14 protein-coding genes are annotated in these 16,998 nt (G+C 61.8%); 1 reads left to right on the top strand and 13 read right to left on the bottom strand.

Annotation, left to right across the window (positions count from 1 at the left end; translation table 11 throughout):
* Nucleotides 1-391: 391 nt before the first annotated feature.
* The 4 genes from M0D65_RS24615 to hemE form a co-directional block, all read right to left on the bottom strand.
* The gene (locus tag M0D65_RS24615; protein WP_266254947.1) at nucleotides 392-658 is read right to left on the bottom strand and encodes a hypothetical protein; all 267 of its coding nucleotides are present in this window, start codon (nucleotides 656-658) and stop codon (nucleotides 392-394) included.
* Entirely contained in the window at nucleotides 655-2,079 is a 1,425-nt protein-coding gene (locus tag M0D65_RS24610; protein ID WP_266254946.1) for a YeiH family protein, read from the bottom strand. The genes M0D65_RS24615 and M0D65_RS24610 overlap by 4 nt, the downstream gene beginning before the upstream one ends.
* 201 nt (nucleotides 2,080-2,280) lie before the next feature.
* Nucleotides 2,281-4,617 (bottom strand): primosomal protein N', encoded by a 2,337-nt coding sequence (locus M0D65_RS24605; RefSeq protein ID WP_266254945.1) that lies wholly within the window; start codon nucleotides 4,615-4,617, stop codon nucleotides 2,281-2,283.
* Nucleotides 4,618-5,060: 443 nt separating this feature from the next.
* Nucleotides 5,061-6,173 (bottom strand): uroporphyrinogen decarboxylase, encoded by a 1,113-nt coding sequence (gene hemE / locus M0D65_RS24600; protein WP_266254944.1) that lies wholly within the window; start codon nucleotides 6,171-6,173, stop codon nucleotides 5,061-5,063.
* Nucleotides 6,174-6,412: 239 nt separating this feature from the next.
* Between hemE and M0D65_RS24595 the strand changes: the two genes are divergently transcribed.
* Nucleotides 6,413-7,225, top strand: coding sequence for a transporter substrate-binding domain-containing protein (locus tag M0D65_RS24595; RefSeq protein ID WP_266254943.1), 813 nt, complete (start codon nucleotides 6,413-6,415; stop codon nucleotides 7,223-7,225).
* Nucleotides 7,226-8,049: 824 nt separating this feature from the next.
* Here the strand turns inward: M0D65_RS24595 and M0D65_RS24590 are convergent.
* The 9 genes from M0D65_RS24590 to atpB form a co-directional block, all read right to left on the bottom strand.
* Nucleotides 8,050-9,780: an AMP-binding protein gene (locus tag M0D65_RS24590; RefSeq protein WP_266254942.1), complete on the bottom strand. Its 1,731-nt coding sequence runs from the start codon at nucleotides 9,778-9,780 to the stop codon at nucleotides 8,050-8,052.
* Between the two features lie 223 nt (nucleotides 9,781-10,003).
* The gene (locus M0D65_RS24585; RefSeq protein WP_087738538.1) at nucleotides 10,004-10,429 is read right to left on the bottom strand and encodes a F0F1 ATP synthase subunit epsilon; all 426 of its coding nucleotides are present in this window, start codon (nucleotides 10,427-10,429) and stop codon (nucleotides 10,004-10,006) included.
* Between the two features lie 112 nt (nucleotides 10,430-10,541).
* A complete protein-coding gene (atpD, locus tag M0D65_RS24580) occupies nucleotides 10,542-11,936 on the bottom strand; it encodes a F0F1 ATP synthase subunit beta (protein ID WP_091017064.1) in 1,395 nt (464 codons plus the stop codon).
* A 91-nt stretch (nucleotides 11,937-12,027) separates the two neighbouring features.
* Entirely contained in the window at nucleotides 12,028-12,915 is an 888-nt protein-coding gene (atpG, locus tag M0D65_RS24575; RefSeq protein WP_091017062.1) for a F0F1 ATP synthase subunit gamma, read from the bottom strand.
* 105 nt (nucleotides 12,916-13,020) lie between these two features.
* The gene (gene atpA / locus M0D65_RS24570) at nucleotides 13,021-14,562 is read right to left on the bottom strand and encodes a F0F1 ATP synthase subunit alpha (protein ID WP_091017059.1); all 1,542 of its coding nucleotides are present in this window, start codon (nucleotides 14,560-14,562) and stop codon (nucleotides 13,021-13,023) included.
* 58 nt (nucleotides 14,563-14,620) lie between these two features.
* The gene (locus M0D65_RS24565; protein ID WP_091017058.1) at nucleotides 14,621-15,160 is read right to left on the bottom strand and encodes a F0F1 ATP synthase subunit delta; all 540 of its coding nucleotides are present in this window, start codon (nucleotides 15,158-15,160) and stop codon (nucleotides 14,621-14,623) included.
* A gap of 2 nt (nucleotides 15,161-15,162) precedes the next feature.
* Nucleotides 15,163-15,633, bottom strand: a complete 471-nt coding sequence (locus tag M0D65_RS24560; RefSeq protein ID WP_091017057.1) for a F0F1 ATP synthase subunit B — start codon at nucleotides 15,631-15,633, stop codon at nucleotides 15,163-15,165.
* Nucleotides 15,634-15,769: 136 nt separating this feature from the next.
* Complete coding sequence (atpE, locus tag M0D65_RS24555; protein WP_091017054.1) at nucleotides 15,770-16,042, bottom strand: F0F1 ATP synthase subunit C; 273 nt, start codon at nucleotides 16,040-16,042, stop codon at nucleotides 15,770-15,772.
* 80 nt (nucleotides 16,043-16,122) lie between these two features.
* Entirely contained in the window at nucleotides 16,123-16,974 is an 852-nt protein-coding gene (atpB, locus tag M0D65_RS24550) for a F0F1 ATP synthase subunit A (protein ID WP_091017051.1), read from the bottom strand.
* Between the last annotated feature and the right edge of the window lie 24 nt (nucleotides 16,975-16,998).

The following is a 16,998-nucleotide window of genomic DNA, read 5'->3' as shown; positions in this document are numbered from 1 at the left end:
GGTTGCACCATCGCCAAACCTTTACTGGGTAACGGTTTGCGCCGAACCGCATGGCGTGGTCCGGTGCAGACCGTGATCGGGATTTACCCTGGCGGTTTTCTTGAGGGTTGCCCTCAACCGGAATGGCTGTTCGGCCGTTATACAGATCACACAGAACACGCTCATCAGCGTGCAGAAGGCCGTCTCGGGGAACAGTGAAATGGAAAAGTGGGTGGTAATTGCAGGTATCTGGGCGATGTGCGCGCTCTGCGCCATCTTCTTTATTCGCGGCGCGACTTGCTCCGCGACGCGGCGGGAGGCCGAGCGGGAGGCGCGTAAGGCGCCGGCGAGGCTGGGGGCTGAGGTTCCGGCGGAGCGTTGAAGCGGTCAGTCGCGCCCTGCGGCGTGTGCGTTACGCGGTGAGTGGGCTGAACTGGCCACAGGTGTCGTCGGGCGAGACGAGCTGGTCGTGCACGCGGCACAGCCGGCTGGTAGCGACGCTCGCGCCGAAGCCGGAGCCGAACACCACCAGGCCAGGGATCTTCTGCTCCAGAACGTGACGGTCGTCGGCACGGTGACGGCATGCGGCGCAGTGTGCATCATGCGGCGCCGCGAAGGCTTCGCCGCCGTGGGCGGTTGCGCTCGCCGCACGCGCCGCATTGTTTGTCACGCCCCTCATCCCTGCCCCAGACTGTTCCAGTACGGCGCAAACACATGCGCCGACAGCACATAGCCGATCACGATATTGACCGCGACTCCAGCCGTGAACGCAAGGAACGGACGCACGCCGGTGGCCGTCAGCGAACGCAGTCGCGTCGTCAGCCCGATGCTGAAGAAGCAGAAGATGAACGCCCAGGTGCGCAGCGCTGTGATCGGTGCGACGAATTCCGGAGTCACGACCTTGCGGTAATCCACCAGCGAGTAGTGCCGGGTAATCCACGTCACTAGCAGCGACGCGATCACGAAACCGATCACGAACTTCGGAAAGCGCGCCCAGATCTCGCCGGCATCGACCTTCGCTTTCACGCCCGTAGCATCGGTGTCCCAGCGCGTCGTCGCGACGATCGCGAGCACGAACGCCCAGACGCCGATCCAGATATCGCGGCCGACCACCTTCATCAACGTGAATGCCTGCAACGCTGCATCGGGCGCACCGGCGATCGTGCTGCCAGCCTGCTTCGCGAGGTCGCCGTATGCCTGCGCAGCCGCGATGCCAGCGGCATCCGCGAACTCGGAGGTGCCGATCCACGCACCGCCGACGGCCGTTGACAGACCGAGCGCACGCGACGCGAACGGCAGCACGAAGATCATCACGATCGCCCACGCGATAACCAGCGTAATCGCCACCGATGCCTGCTCGCGTTTCGCCCGCACCGCGCCGGCAATCGCAATCGCGCCCGACACGCCGCACACCGCGCCGCCCACACCAAGCACTGCGGCAAAGCGGTGTTCAAGGCCGAACGCTCTACCAGCAAAGAAGATCACGAAGAACGTGATCAACGACACGATCGTCGCCTGGCCGATCGCGACCGGCCCCGCCCACACGATCAGCGTGAACGGCAGCGTCGCGCCGAGCAGCACGATGCCGACCTTGATATAAAACTCGACGCGCAGGCCGGCCTTGAACCATTCCGGCAGCGTGAACACGTTCGACACGATGAGACCGAGCACCAGTGCAACCAGCGGCGGCTCGAGGTCGTACTTCGAGGCGTTGACCCACGCGCCGAGCACGAAGATCAGCACCGAGACGACGAAGAGAATCAGGAACGACGGCAGGAAGTGCGCAAGGCGCTGTTTTAGCGCAGCGAGGCTCACGCCGAACAGCACGGCAAAGCCGACGAACAACGCGACGTAGTTCGGTAGATGTTTTGCCAGATCGCCGGCGGCCTGGCCGACGCTCGACCATTTGGCCGGTGCAACCGCGATCCATTTGATGCTGCTACCCGAGGCGAACAACGCCCACGCAATCAGGATAGTCAGCAGGCCGACCCAGACGGCCCACCAGTCTTCGGTGGAGAAGAGACCGCCGCCGCGCGTGCTGTGGGCGGTATCGGCGGCCGGCTGTGCGTGCGCCGGCAGACTCTGATTGGTGTCGCTCATCGGCAATGCCCCGGAAAGTAGTAGATCGTCGGCGCGCTGATGGAAGATGAATTGTTGTGGAAAGTGCAGCGAAACATGCGCCGATTCGGCGAAATATAGTTGAGCCGCAGTCGAAAACGAAACGACCTTTCGCTCTATGAATATGACTTAAAGGGATTAGCCGGCGTGTCTCCGCGCGGGTTGTGCGGCTGTCTATGCAGATCAGATGTCGAGCGGATCGACTTCGAGATTCCAGCGCAGCACGCCCTTCAATGCGCGCAGCATCGGTTGCCATGCATGCAGCGTCGCCTGCAGCGCGCCGCGCGACGCGCTTTCCACCAGCAGTTGCGCGCGATGCACGTGCATCACTTTGACGATCGTCATCGGTACGGCGTCGTAGACGGTAACGCGTTCCGCGGACGGAATCTCCGTCAACGCCGCCGCAGCCTGCTGCAGGAACGCGAGTGCCGCTTCGAGCGTGCGCCCCTCGGCGCGCAGCAGCGCCTGATAGACGAACGGCGGCAACTGGGCGTCGCGCCGCTCCGACAGCGTCGACGTGGCGAAACCGACATAGTCGTGGCGCGCCAGCGCGTGATACAGCGCATGCCGCGGATAACGGGTCTGCACGAGCACCTCGCCGGGCAGCCCGGCGCGCCCGGCCCGGCCGCTGACCTGCATCAGTTGTGCAAACAGGCGCTCGCTGGCGCGGAAATCGTGCGAGAACAGCGCGGTGTCGGCATTCAGCACGCCGACCAGCGACACGCGCTGAAAATCGTGTCCCTTCGCGATCATCTGCGTGCCGACGAGGATGTCGACTTCCCCCGCATGCACGTCGGAAAACAGCGCCTGCGCACTGCCCTTGCGGCGCGTGCTGTCGGCATCGATACGCAGCACGCGCGCGCCGGGCACCGCGGTGGCGAGTGTCTCTTCGACGCGCTGCGTGCCGCGCCCGAGCGGCGCGATATCGACGTTGCCGCAATCGGGACAGGCGCGTGGAATTCGCGATTCCCAGCCGCAATGGTGACAACGCAGTGCGCGTTCCGGCTTGTGCAGAACGACGTAGGCGCTGCAACGCGGGCAGCCTGCCACCCAACCGCAGGCATCGCACGACAACACCGGTGCATAGCCGCGCCGGTTGAGGAAGACGAGGCTTTGCTCGCCGCGCTCGAGTCGCGTTCGCAGTGCGGCAAGCAGCGGCCCCGACAATCCTTCCACCGATGCCCGGCCGCGCCGCCGCTCTTCTTCGAGGTCGATCAGCCGGACCGACGGCAACACCGCGTCGGCCACGGCGCGGCGCGATAGCGTCAGACGTCGGTAGCGACCTTGATCCGCCTGCCACCAGCTTTCCAGCGATGGCGTTGCGGAGCCGAGCACCACCGGTACGTCAAGCTGCTTGGCGCGCCAGACGGCGAGATCGCGGGCCGAGTAGCGCAAACCTTCCTGCTGCTTGTACGCAGGGTCGTGTTCTTCGTCGACGACGACCAGCGCGAGTTTGGGCAACGATGCCAGCACGGCGAGTCGCGTGCCGAGCACGATGTGCGCTCGGCCGGTGTGGGCGGCGAGCCAGTTGCGCGCGCGCTCGCCTTCCGCGAGGCCGCTATGCAGCGTCACGATCGCGCTGTCGGGCAGCATCGCGAAACGTGCGCGGAACGCGGCTTCGAACTGCGGTGTGAGATTGATTTCCGGGACCAGTACCAGGGCCTGCGCGTCGGGTCGTCTTGCGAGTAGATCGGCTAGCGCGCGGAGATAGACCTCGGTTTTGCCACTGCCGGTCACGCCGTGTAGCAGGAACGATGCGAAACCCTGGGTCTCGCGGATTGCGTCGACGGCGGCGGCTTGTTCGTCGGTGAGGGTGGGGAGCGTTGGGGGGGTGTTGAGCTGCGCGGTCGGTGTGTTCTCTGCAGTCAGGTTATTCGCGGCGATCGCTGCCTGCGTTGCACCCAGCGCGTTCGACTGCCGATGTGCATCCAGTTCGGCAGGTGCGCTATATCCCGCCGCGGCTTCGATCACATCGAGCGCAACCCAACCTTCCGTGCACCACGCGTCGAGCGTAGCGATTGCCTTCGGATGAAGCGCACGGGCTTCGGCCGCCGACAGCGCGCCAGTTTCGCCAAGCGCCGCCGCGAGACGCCGCAGCGCAGTGGCGCGCGCCGGCACCGCATCGGGCAACGCGATGCTGCCGGCAGGCAGCAAACGGTATCGCTCGTCGGGTGCGAGCAGGCGCGCCCACCGCGACGCATCGCGCAGTGCCTGCGGCAGCGCAGGCAACGCGACCTCGCCAAGACCGCGCTGATAATAGTCCGCGGCAAAGGCGGCGAGCGCGAGCCAGTGCGCCGACAACGGCGGGCAAGCGCTGCAGAGATCGTCCACCGCCCGCAGCCGCTCAGGCGGAACGTCAGTGTCAGTGGTCACTTCGCACACGAGCCCGACCACCTGGCGCTTGCCGAACGGCACCGCGACGAGCATGCCCGGCGTCGGCGCAAAGCGCTCGTCGCAGCGGTAGTCGAAGAGGGTCGGCAGCGGGTGATCGAGCGCGACGCGGACGAATCTCGGGCTCACTCGCTTGCCGCCGCCCGTTCGCAGTCCCCGGACAGCGCTCCCTGCGAACCGGTGAGATACCGGCCGAAGTTAAAGTAAAACATCACTTTCAGCGCTAAGTTTTGGATTCGGCTGAACAATTGCCATCCGATCAATGCCTGTGGATAACTTTGTTAAGAACTCTGCTCAGAAGCGCGGAAAACGGCGTCCGGCCGGCCTCCTATCGGATTTCACACGGTTTTGCCTACCTCGCGGAAACCCTTGCCAGTCAAGGGATAGCCTCAAAACGCACTTGACTTGCAACGATTATCGAGCGATGAAACCTTCTACCGCGCCGCAACGAGAGGAATGTGTATAAGTCAAGTCTTGACAACTGCAAATGACCGCCCGGCGGCCCCGGTAGGGCCGGTTCACCCTTAGAGTGAGAGCCCGCGTCACCGCATCGCAACAAAAGCGTCATGTACTCAAGACGCATTCGCACCCGCGCCAGCCGATGCAGCACGCATCGCCCGGCTATGTCGGTGCACTTCGTCGACGAGTTCGGCGACATTTTCCGGCGGTGTGAACTGCGAGATGCCGTGCCCGAGATTGAACACATGCCCCGGATGATCGCCGAAGCTGTCGAGCACCGCGCGCGCTTCGCTGCGAATCGCCGACGGCGGTGCGAACAGCACGGAGGGATCGATGTTGCCTTGAAGCGCGACCTTCGCGCCGACGCGCTCGCGTGCCTGCGTGAGATTGACGGTCCAGTCGAGGCCGACCGCATCTACTCCAGTCGCCGCGATATCTTCCAGCCAGAGGCCGCCGCCCTTCGTGAACGTGATGACCGGCACACGCTGGCCATCGTGCTCGCGCTTCAGCTGCGCGACGACCTGCTCGATGTAGTGCAGCGAAAAGCGTTGATAGATGCCGTCCGCGAGCGCGCCGCCCCAGGTGTCGAAGATCATCACGGCCTGGGCGCCCGCTTCGATCTGCGCGTTCAGGTAAGCGGCCACCGCTTGCGCGTTGATCTCGAGAATGCGGTGCATTAGGTCGGGACGGCTGTACAGCATCGACTTCACGGTGCGGAAATCGTCGGAACCGGCGCCTTCGACCATGTAGCACGCGAGCGTCCACGGGCTGCCGGAGAAGCCGATCAGCGGCACGCGCTGGCGGCCCTGTGCATCGGTCAGCGCGCGGCGGATCTCGCTGACCGCGTCGGTCACGTAGCGCAGCGTGGCATCGATGTCGGGCACGGCGAGCCGTGCGACGTCGTCTTCTGTCCGCACGGGGCGCGCGAACTTCGGCCCCTCGCCAGCGGCGAAGTCGAGACCGAGGCCCATCGCATCGGGGATCGTCAGGATGTCGGAGAACAGGATCGCGGCGTCGAGCGGATAACGATCGAGCGGCTGCAACGTGACTTCGGTTGCGTAGGCCGGGTTCTTCGCGAGGCCGAGGAAGCTGCCAGCTCGAGCGCGCGTCGCGTTGTACTCGGGCAGATAGCGGCCCGCCTGACGCATGAGCCAGATCGGCGTGTAGTCGGTCGGCTCGCGCAGCAGCGCGCGCAGAAAAGTATCGTTGAGAAGTTGATGGGCCACGTTGCGCACGACAGAAGGCAAAGAGGCATTTTACCGGACGTGGCTCGGGACATCGTGATTGATGTGCGGGATAAGTTGAGGCATTCGGTGTGGCGCTTGGGTGTTGGTCGGAGATTTTCATCGCTATATTGCCGGGCTATGATCAGCGGCCTTGTTGCATACGACAAACGATAAGCCTCGCATGGGAGCCGGTTAGCGCACTGGCGCGCTAACCTGGACTGGCTCGACACGGAGACCCGATGAAAAAGATTCACGCATTCGCAGCCCTCGGTGCACTGTTGTGCGCCGGTACTGTGTCAGCTCAAACGGCACCTACGTCGTCGGCGGCGACCGCCCCCGCCGCCGTTCCGGCATCGCGGCTCGACGACATCCTCGCGCGCGGCACCCTGCGCGCGTGCACCACCGGCGACTACAAGCCGTATTCGTTCCTCAGGCCAGATGGTCAGTTCGAAGGTATCGACATCGATATGACCAACTCGCTGGCGAAGTCGCTCGGCGTGAAGGCGGAGTTCGTCAAAACGTCGTGGTCGAATCTGATGAACGACTTCATCGCGAAGTGCGACGTTGCTGTGGGCGGCGTGTCGACAACGCTCGACCGGCAGCGGCGCGCGTTCTTCACGCAGCCGTATCAGATCGACGGCAAGGCGCCGATCGCGCGCTGCGACGACGTGGCGAAATTCCAGACCGTCGCGCAGATCGACCAGCCGTCGACGCGCGTGATCGTGAATCCCGGCGGCACCAACGAACGCTTCGCGAAGCAGTATTTCCCGCACGCAACGCTGACCGTCTATCCCGACAACGTGACGATCTTCAAACAGATCCTCGCGGGCAAGGCCGACGTGATGGTGACCGACGCTTCGGAGACGCTGCTGCAGCAAAAGTTGAACCCCGGACTCTGCTCGGTACATCCGGACAAACCGTTCCAGTACGGAGAGAAAGCGTGGCTCGTGCCGCGCGGCGATGTCGTGTTCCAGCAGTATGTCGACCAGTGGCTGCATCTGCTGCAGGCGACCGGCGAGTATCAGGCGATCTCGGATAAGTGGTTGAAGTGAGCGTCTGGGTGACATCACGAAGCCGGCTAACGCTGGCTTTTTTTTTCGCGTATGAATGGCCACGGGCGATGCTCTTGCCGAGTCTGCGCCGGTAGGCAAATGCCGAAAACACCGCCCAGGCATGCCACCCGCATTTTTTTCTTCACCTTGTCGAAACGCCGCGATCCGCGATGCATCGCAACAGTGCATCTTTTATTTCAGTTTGATAAGAATCCTGCCTGTCACGGATCAATCACTCACGATGCTGGCATGTCTTTCCATGCAATTTTTTAGCTCGTTTAACCGTCTGGTGAACACCTCTCTATGCTTCACAGATCGTATTAGTCGAATCACTTCAAGCGCCTGTTTAAGCATCGGTAAAAATGATGTTTTAAACCTTTTCAAATGGAAAAAAATCCCGGAGAGCCTTATCTGGCGGGCGTTACAACCTGAAACACTTTGTTACCGCGCTCATAGGTTTATTCGCCCACAATGCCTTTCAACGGTTCCAACACGGATGTGGCCAGGTGCGTAGTGTGAGCGGACATGAAGCACTTGCCGGTCGGCGTATGCCGAAGCCCTGCGAAGGGGCATCCCTGCTGGATTCGTGGTCGACGTTATTGCGTCGTTCCCCGGTTCCTCCATTGGTCTCCTCGCGCTAACCCCGTAGCGTGTGGTTTTTAGCGGGCTCCAGGCCCGCTTTTTTTTCGCCCAGCCAAACGTTTGCGTCTAACGTTTGTGCCGATCGAAGTTCGTGTTTGCATGCGGACTCCGGTCACACCTGACGTCGCTCCAATCGAGCTTCGCTTGCCACACTGGCCGCGCATTTTGCGCGGCCTTCGCGCTTATGCAGTCTTGTTTTCCTTGATCTGCAGCTCGCGCATCATCCGCTCGCGCATGACGAACTTCTGTACCTTGCCGGTTACCGTCATCGGTAGTTCGTCGACGAAGCGGATGTACTTCGGCACCTTGTAATGCGCGATCTGCCCGCGACAGAATTCCTGCACTTCCTCCGCCGTAGTCTGCTCGCCGGGACGCAGCACGACCCACGCGCACACTTCCTCGCCGTACTTCGCATCGGGCACGCCGAACACCTGCACGCTCTGGATCTTCGGATGACGGAACAGAAACTCTTCGATCTCGCGCGGATAGATGTTCTCGCCGCCGCGAATCAACATGTCCTTCAGGCGACCGACGATATTGCAGTAGCCCTCGGCATCGAGCGTCGCGAGATCGCCGGTGTGCATCCAGCCATCGACGATGCTCTCGCGCGTCTTCGTCTCATCGCCCCAATAGCCGCGCATCACTGAATAGCCCTTCGTGCACAGCTCGCCGGTCTCGCCGACGGGCACGATGTTGCCGAGCGCGTCGACGATCTTCACTTCGAGATGCGGCTGGATGCGTCCGACCGTGGTCGTGCGTTTGTCGAGCGGATCGGTCGTCGAACTCTGGAACGACACCGGGCTCGTTTCCGTCATGCCGTACGCAATCGTGATCTCGGCCAGATGCATCTTCGATACGACGCGCTTCATCGTCTCGATCGGACACGGCGAGCCTGCCATGATGCCGGTCCGCAGACGCGATAAGTCGTAGCTCGCGAAGTCGGGGTGATCGAGTTCGGCGATGAACATCGTCGGCACGCCGTGCAGTGCTGTGCAACGCTCCTCGGATACCGCTGCGAGAGTCGCCACTGGATCGAACGCTTCGCCTGGGAACACCATGTTCGCGCCAACCGATACGCACGCCAGCACCGCGAGCACCATCCCGAAGCAGTGATATAGCGGCACCGGAATGCACAGCGCGTCCGCTTCGCTCAGCTTCATCGCCAGCGCGATATAGCGGGCGTTATTGACGACGTTGCGGTGCGTGAGCGTCGCTCCCTTTGGATTACCGGTCGTGCCGCTCGTGAACTGGATGTTGATCGGATCGTCGGCGTGCAGCGTTGCGTCGATCGCATCGAGTTTCGCTGTATCGAGCGTCGCCCGCCCCTGCTCGACCACCTCGGAAAAGCTCAGCATGCCCGGCGTTTCGGTATCGCACATGCGAATTACGATGCGCAATTCTGGCAGGCGCGCGGCGTGCAGATCGCCGGGCGTTGCGCTCGCGAGTTCGGGTGCCAGTTCCTGCAGCATCTCCAGATACATCGACGTCTTGAAACGCTCGGCGGCGATGATCGCCTTGCAGCTCACCGCGTTCAGCGCGTACTCGAGTTCGGCCAGCCGGTAAGCCGGATTGATGTTGACCAGCACTGCTCCGATGCGCGCGGTAGCGAACTGTGTGAGCAGCCATTCGACACGATTGGGCGACCAGATGCCGACGCGGTCACCGGCACCGATACCGAGCGCGAGCAACCCGGCCGCCAGCACATCGATCTCCTGCGCGAATTCGCGCCACGTCCAGCGGATGCGTTGCTCGCGGAACACGACGGCGGGCCGGTCGGCGAAACGCGCTACGGTGTCGTGCACGAAGTGCGCGATCGTAGCGTCGCTGAGCGGGATCTCTGTCGAGCCGCGCACATACGACAGACCGTCTTTCGGTTCGATCAATGCGCCGTCGCCTGCGATTTGCGTTGCCATGATGTCGTCTCCAAGGAAGAATCGATCGACCGAGCTTCCTGCAATGATTTTGAAACCGATTCTGCCACTGCGGGACGACCTGGCGGCATCAAGTCTTACCCGCGGTATGCGCACATCGCATCAGATCACATCGCACCGCGTCGCACGAACACCTTTCCGTAACCGTCAACTACAGGCGAAAAAAAAGCAGCCACGCAGGCTGCTTTTCTTCAATGCGATTACGTCAGTGCTGACCGCGCAATTTGCGCAAACGCTGAATTGCCGCGAGCTGCGCCGTCGCATACGCCAGTTCCGCCTGAGCGGTCGCGTATTCGAGGTTCGAGCCCGTGTTCTGCAGCGCCTCTTCCGCACGCTTGCGAGCCTGTTCGGCCTTCGCTTCGTCGAGATCCTTACCGCGGATCGCCGTGTCGGCCAGAACCGTCACCGCACCCGGCTGCACTTCGAGAATGCCGCCGGCGACGAACACAAATTCTTCTTCGCCGTTTTCCGCTTCGATACGCACCGCACCCGGACGAATCCGCGTGATGAGCGGCGTGTGGCCCGGCAAGATGCCGAGCTCGCCCGCTTCGCCCGGCAGTGCGACGAATTTCGCCTGGCCCGAGAAGATCTGCTCTTCCGCGCTGACGACGTCTACCTTGATGGTTGCCATTTCCTGTCGACTCCTACTGGGTTAAGCGTAGACCATGAGCACCGGCGTTGCGGTCGGCACGTGGATCGTGCTGACCGCGCGAGGCCGGCGCCCGCTGCGTTACACCCAACCTTTACTGGATCTTCTTGGCCTTTTCGAAGGCTTCGTCGATCGTGCCGACCATGTAGAACGCCTGTTCCGGCAGATGGTCGCATTCGCCGCCAACGATCATCTTGAAGCCGCGGATCGTTTCCTTCAGCGGCACGTACTTGCCCGGCGAACCCGTGAACACTTCCGCAACGTGGAACGGCTGCGACAGGAAACGCTGGATCTTCCGCGCGCGCGCTACAGCGAGCTTGTCTTCCGGTGCCAGTTCGTCCATGCCCAGAATCGCGATAATGTCGCGCAGTTCCTTGTAGCGCTGCAGCGTTTGCTGCACGCCGCGCGTGATCGAGTAGTGCTCTTCGCCGATCACGTTCGGGTCGATCTGACGCGAGGTCGAATCGAGCGGGTCGACTGCCGGGTAGATACCCAGCGACGCGATGTCACGCGACAGCACGACGGTTGCGTCAAGGTGGCCGAAGGTCGTAGCCGGCGACGGGTCGGTCAAGTCATCCGCAGGGACGTACACGGCCTGCACCGACGTGATCGAGCCGGTCTTGGTCGACGTAATACGCTCTTGCAGCTTGCCCATTTCTTCAGCCAGCGTCGGCTGATAACCCACGGCCGACGGCATCCGGCCGAGCAGTGCCGACACTTCGGTACCGGCCAGCGTGAAACGGTAGATGTTGTCGACGAAGAACAGCACGTCGAGGCCTTCGTCACGGAAGTGCTCGGCCATCGTCAGGCCGGTCAGCGCCACGCGCAGACGGTTGCCCGGCGGCTCGTTCATCTGGCCGTACACCAGCGCAACCTTGTCGAGAACGTTCGAGTCCTTCATTTCATGATAGAAGTCGTTCCCTTCGCGGGTACGCTCGCCCACACCGGCGAACACGGAGTAACCACCGTGTTCCTTCGCGATGTTGTTGATCAGTTCCATCATGTTGACGGTCTTGCCCACGCCCGCACCGCCGAACAGACCGACCTTGCCGCCCTTCGCGAACGGGCAGATCAGATCGATAACCTTGATGCCGGTTTCGAGCAGTTCGGTGGACGGCGACAGTTCGTCGAACGCTGGAGCCTTCTGGTGGATCGAGCGCGTCTTTTCGCTCGAGATCGGGCCAGCTTCGTCGATCGGGCGACCGAGCACGTCCATGATCCGGCCGAGCGTTGCCTTGCCGACCGGCACGCTGATCGGCTTGCCGGTGTTCTTCACCACCACGCCGCGGCGCAGGCCGTCGGATGCGCCCAGACAGATGGTCCGCACGACGCCGTCGCCCAGTTGCTGCTGGACTTCGAGGGTCAGTTCCGAACCTTCGAGAATGAGAGCGTCGTAAATCTTCGGCATGGTTTCACGCGGGAATTCCACGTCGATCACCGCGCCGATGCACTGTACGATCTTGCCTTCTACCAAAGCAGTAGTACTCATCGCTTTTCCTTTAGATACTTGATTCTTTACTCGCGCAAAGGCGCAGTTTCGAGACGTTTATTCCGGCTTGCCACAAGGTCGGACTGCAGGGTCAGACAGCGGCAGCGCCGCCGACGATTTCCGACAGTTCCTTCGTAATCGCGGCCTGGCGGCTCTTGTTGTAGACCAGCTGCAGTTCGTTGATGACGGTCTTCGCATTGTCCGAAGCCGCCTTCATCGCCACCATGCGGGCCGACTGTTCCGACGCCATGTTTTCCGCTACGGCCTGGTACACCAGCGCCTCGACATAGCGCACCAGCAGTTCGTCGACAACGGTTTGCGCGTCCGGCTCGTAGATGTAGTCCCACGAGGTTTTCGGCGTTTCGCTGTTCGACTCCGGCTGGCTGTCGAACTGTTCCGCCGACAACGGCAGCAACTGCTCGATCACGGGCTCCTGCTTCATCGTATTGACGAAGCGCGTGTACGCGAGGTACACCGCCGAAACCTTGCCTTCCGAGTACATGTCGAGCTGAACCTTGACCGCGCCGATCAGCTTTTCGAGGTGCGGCGTGTCGCCAAGCTGCACGACGTTCGACACCACTTTCGCACGCAGACGGTTCAGAAAACCGAGACCCTTGCTACCGATGGCCGTGGCTTCGATAGTCTGGCCCTGGCCTTCCAGTTCCTTGAACTTCTGCAGCGACGCACGCATCACGTTCGTGTTCATCCCGCCGCACAGACCTTTATCGGTCGTGACCAGGATGAGACCGGCCGTCTTCGCGCCTTCGTTCGACACCATGAACGGGTGACGATACTCCGGGTTCGAACGGCTCATGTGCGCAGCGATATCGCGGACCTTGTCGGCGTACGGGCGAGCAGCGCGCATGCGCTCCTGAGCGCGGCGCATCTTCGATGCAGCCACCATCTCCATCGCTTTCGTGATCTTGCGCGTGTTTTGCACGCTCTTGATCTTGCCGCGAATTTCCTTCATTCCAGCCATTGCTTGCTCCTTGTCGACCTGAGTCAGCGCTTGAGCTGTCGACCCGAGTTCGCGCTTTAGTGCGCTACCCGGGTCTCATGCAGAGCACTTACTCCAGTCCCATGATCAGTAAGCGCCGGACTTCTTGAAGTCTTTGAGAGCCGTATGCAGCAGGGCTTCGTCGTCCTTCGAGAGTTCCTTGGTGTCTTCGATGCGCTTGATCAGGTCAGCGTGACTCGTCTTCAGGAATTCGCGCAGGCCCTTTTCGAACGGCAGCACCTGTGCAACTTCCAGATCGTCGAGGTAACCGTTGTTCGCTGCGAACAGCGCGACAGCCAGTTCCCACACCTGCAGCGGCTGATACTGCGGCTGCTTCAGCAGTTCCGTCACGCGGCGGCCGCGTTCGAGCTGCTTGCGGGTCGCTTCGTCGAGGTCCGATGCGAACTGCGCGAATGCGGCCAGTTCACGGTACTGTGCGAGGTCGGTACGGATACCGCCCGACAGCTTCTTCACGACCTTCGTCTGAGCCGCACCACCCACGCGCGATACCGACACGCCGGCGTTAATAGCCGGGCGGATACCCGCGTTGAAGAGGTCGGTTTCCAGGAAGATCTGGCCGTCGGTAATCGAGATCACGTTCGTCGGAACGAAGGCGGTCACGTCGCCGGCTTGCGTTTCGATGACCGGCAGTGCCGTCAGCGAACCGCTCTTGCCCTTCACTTCGCCATTCGTGAACTTCTCGACGTAGTCTTCCGACACGCGAGCCGCACGCTCGAGCAGACGCGAGTGCAGATAGAACACGTCGCCCGGGTACGCTTCACGGCCCGGCGGACGGCGCAGCAGCAGCGAGATCTGGCGGTAAGCCCAGGCCTGCTTGGTCAAATCGTCATACACGATCAGTGCGTCTTGACCGCGATCGCGGAAGTATTCGCCCATCGTGCAGCCGGCGTACGGTGCGAGGTACTGCATCGCAGCTGATTCCGACGCCGACGCGGCGACGACGATCGTGTATTCGAGCGCGCCCGTTTCTTCGAGCTTGCGCACCACGTTCATGATCGACGAAGCCTTCTGGCCGATCGCGACGTAGATACAGAAGAGGTTCTTGCCCTTCTGGTTGATGATCGCGTCGACGGCAACTGCGGTCTTGCCGCATTGGCGGTCGCCGATGATCAGCTCGCGCTGGCCACGGCCAACCGGCACCATCGCGTCGATCGACTTCAGACCCGTTTGTACCGGCTCCGACACCGACTTACGCCAGATCACGCCCGGCGCGATCTTTTCGATAGCGTCGGTCTTCTTTGCGTTGATCGGGCCCTTGCCGTCGATCGGGTTGCCGAGCGCATCGACCACGCGGCCGAGCAGTTCCGGACCCACCGGCACTTCGAGAATGCGGCCCGTCGTCTTGACGATGTCGCCTTCCGAGATGTGTTCGTATTCGCCCAGAATCACGGCGCCAACCGAGTCGCGCTCGAGGTTCAGCGCGAGACCGAACGTGTTGCCCGGGAATTCGAGCATTTCGCCCTGCATCACTTCCGACAGACCGTGAATACGCACGATACCGTCGGTCACGGAGATCACAGTGCCCTGGTTGCGAACGTCTGCGCTCGCTTCAAGGCCCTGGATCCTGCTCTTGATCAGCTCGCTGATCTCAGAGGGATTGAGTTGCATTATTCGCTCCTGATAGTCAATTCTGTTGCGTGCCAGCCGCGTACGCGCTGCAGGCGCTTCAAGCGGTAAGCGCCGTCTGCATACTGGCGAGCCGTGCGCGAACCGAGGCGTCGAGCACTTCGTCGCCAACCGTCACGCGCACGCCGCCGATCAGCGACGCGTCGACCTCGACGGTCGGCTTCAGCTTGCGCTGGAACCTGCGTTCAAGACTTGCGATGAGGTCGTTCAACTGCGCGCCTTCAAGCGGAAACGCGCTGACGATCGACGCATCGGCTGCGCCTTCGCGAGCGTTCTTCAACGCTTCGAACTGCGTGGCGATTTCCGGCAGCAACTGCAGGCGATGATTGTCGACCAGCATCTGCACCAGATTCTTCGCCTGCGCGTTGTCCTTGAGCGGCGACTTCACCGCGGACAGCAGCAGTTCGCTGACCTGGGCACGGCTTACTTTGGGGCTCGTAGCGACCGACAGCACTTCGGGCAGACGCGCAACCTGTGCCAGCTCCTGCACGAGCGTGGACCAGGCGGCGATGTCACCAGCTTCGGCCACGCCAAACAGCGCTTCTGCGTACGGACGGGCGATGGTTGCAAGTTCGGCCATGATCAGAGCTCGGCTTTCAGTTGATTCAGCAGGTCGGCATGCGCCGACTGGTCGACTTCGCGCTTCAGGATCTGCTCTGCGCCTTTCACGGCGAGTGCGGCGACTTCGCCGCGCAGCGTTTCGCGCGCCTTCACCACTTGCTGCTCGGCATCGGCCTTGGCCTGCGCGACGATACGGGCTGCTTCGGCATGTGCCTGAGCCTTGATTTCGTCTGCGACCGATACTGCGCGCTTTTCAGCGTCAGCGATACGTTGTTGACCGTCATTGCGCGCCTGCGCGAGTTCCTGGTCGACACGCTTGTGAGCCGCTTCGAGCTCCGCCTTGCCTTTTTCAGCAGCGGACAGACCGTCGGCGATCTTCTTCGAGCGTTCGTCGAGCGCTTTGATCATCGGTGGCCAGACGAACTTCATCACAAACCACGCGAGGATCAGGAACACGACCATTTGCGCAAACAAGGTTGCGTTGAGATTCACGGTGTTTCCTTAAACGTTACTGGTTCGGAAAGTGAAACGGCAAGGCGCTCATCGATTCATTGCCCGATCAGCGCCTAGTACCCGTTCCGCCCTGCGCCTCATCGACTGGCGATCAGGCGCACACTTCCGAGGAACCTCAGCCTGCTACCAGCTTCGACAGCAGCGGGTTCGCGAACGCAAACAGCATTGCCACACCAACGCCAATCAGGAACGCCGCGTCGATCAGACCAGCCAGCAGGAACATCTTGGTTTGCAGCGGGTTCATCAGTTCAGGCTGGCGTGCACATGCTTCGATGTACTTGCCGCCCATCAGGCCGATACCGATACAGGCGCCGACAGCACCCAGGCCGATGATGATGCCGATACCGATGGCGGTCAGACCCTGGATGTTGGCGATGAAAGCTTGCATGATCACTCCTTTGTGAAAAGTCTTTTTGGAACTGGGATTTAAAAAAACTAAAACGCTTCTTTTATCCGACTGGCCGCTGTTTAGTGGCTGTCGTGTGCCTGGCCGATGTACACCAGCGTCAGCATCATGAAAATGAACGCCTGCAACAAAACGATCAGGATGTGGAAGATCGCCCACACGCTGCCTGCAATGACATGGCCGACGAAGCCAAGCACCGTCGTGTCCGCGCCGAAGGTCCAGAGGCTGCCGAGCAGGGCAATCAGCAGGAACAGCAGTTCGCCTGCGTACATGTTGCCGAAGAGCCGCAGGGCAAGCGAAACCGTCTTCGCGACGAACTCGATGATGTTCAGGAAAAGGTTCGGGATCCACAGCAGCGGATGTGCGCCGAACGGAGCGGACAGCAGTTCGTGCACGAAGCCGCCGACGCCCTTGATCTTGAAGTTGTAATAGATCATCAGCACGAACACGCCGAGCGCGATGCCGAACGTGCCGTTCAGGTCAGCGGTCGGGACGATGCGATGATGGGGAATGGCTTCCGACAGACCGAGCCAGCCGATGACGTGGCCGGGGAGATCGACAGGGATGAAGTCGAGCGAGTTCATCAGCGCGACCCAGACGAAGACGGTCAGCGCGAGCGGCGCGATAAACGCGCGATTGCCGTGGATGATGGATTTCGACTGGTCTTCGACGAGTTCGACGAGCATTTCGATCGCGCACTGGAAACGTCCCGGCACGCCCGACGTCGCCTTGCGTGCTGCAACTGTCAGGATCGCGATGGTGGCGAGGCCGCACAGGATCGACCAGAACAGCGTGTCCAGATTCCACACGTGGAAATCGATGATCGACGTCTGGTGCGAGGTGGAAAAATTCTGCAAGTGGTGCGCGATGTACTCGGACGGATCCATCGCGTGCGTGCCTTCGCTAGCTGCCATATCGTTAATGCCACCCAAATTGTC

Source organism: Paraburkholderia sp. CHISQ3, from assembly GCF_030464945.1.
Lineage (GTDB): Bacteria > Pseudomonadota > Gammaproteobacteria > Burkholderiales > Burkholderiaceae > Paraburkholderia > Paraburkholderia megapolitana.
The sequence above is the reverse complement of the archived record's forward strand: the minus strand, read 5'-3'. Positions and strand labels throughout refer to the sequence as shown.